This is a genomic window from Clostridioides sp. GD02367 (assembly GCF_045900275.1).
Lineage (GTDB): Bacteria > Bacillota > Clostridia > Peptostreptococcales > Peptostreptococcaceae > Clostridioides > Clostridioides difficile_A.
Genome location: NZ_JBJODK010000042.1, coordinates 1 through 421, shown reverse-complemented (window position 1 = coordinate 421; position 421 = coordinate 1). Strand labels below are relative to the sequence as shown.

At 48.2% G+C, this 421-nt stretch carries 4 tRNA genes; all 4 read right to left on the bottom strand.

The features are described 5' to 3' along the window. Positions 1 to 59: 59 nt before the first annotated feature. The 4 genes from Q3223_RS19585 to Q3223_RS19570 all read right to left on the bottom strand — a co-directional run bounded on the left by Q3223_RS19585 (position 60) and on the right by Q3223_RS19570 (position 406). Positions 60 to 135 (bottom strand) — tRNA-Lys (locus Q3223_RS19585). 10 nt (positions 136 to 145) lie between these two features. Further along, a tRNA-Gln gene (locus Q3223_RS19580) sits at positions 146 to 221 on the bottom strand. A 9-nt stretch (positions 222 to 230) separates the two neighbouring features. Further along, positions 231 to 307 (bottom strand) — tRNA-Arg (locus Q3223_RS19575). A gap of 24 nt (positions 308 to 331) precedes the next feature. Next, positions 332 to 406, bottom strand: a tRNA-Gly gene (locus Q3223_RS19570). Between the last annotated feature and the right edge of the window lie 15 nt (positions 407 to 421).

The following is a 421-nucleotide window of genomic DNA, read 5'->3' as shown; positions in this document are numbered from 1 at the left end:
CCTTTCGAAGTCACTGGTTTTCAAGACCAGCTCCTTAAACCACTCGGACACCTCTCCATTGGTGATCTATCCGCGACTCGAACGCGGGACACCCTGATTAAAAGTCAGGTGCTCTACCGACTGAGCTAATAGACCATATTTTATTTGGCTGGGGATGCAGGACTCGAACCTACGCATACATGAGTCAAAGTCATGTGCCTTACCGACTTGGCTAATCCCCAATATATATGTGGTGAGCGCACAGGGATTCGAACCCCGGACACACGCCTTAGAAGGGCGTTGCTCTATCCAGCTGAGCTATGCACCCACATTACAATATAAACATAAAATTTGGAGCGGGAAACGAGATTCGAACTCGCGACTTCAACCTTGGCAAGGTTGCGCTCTACCACTGAACTATTCCCGCTCGTTTATTAAATTG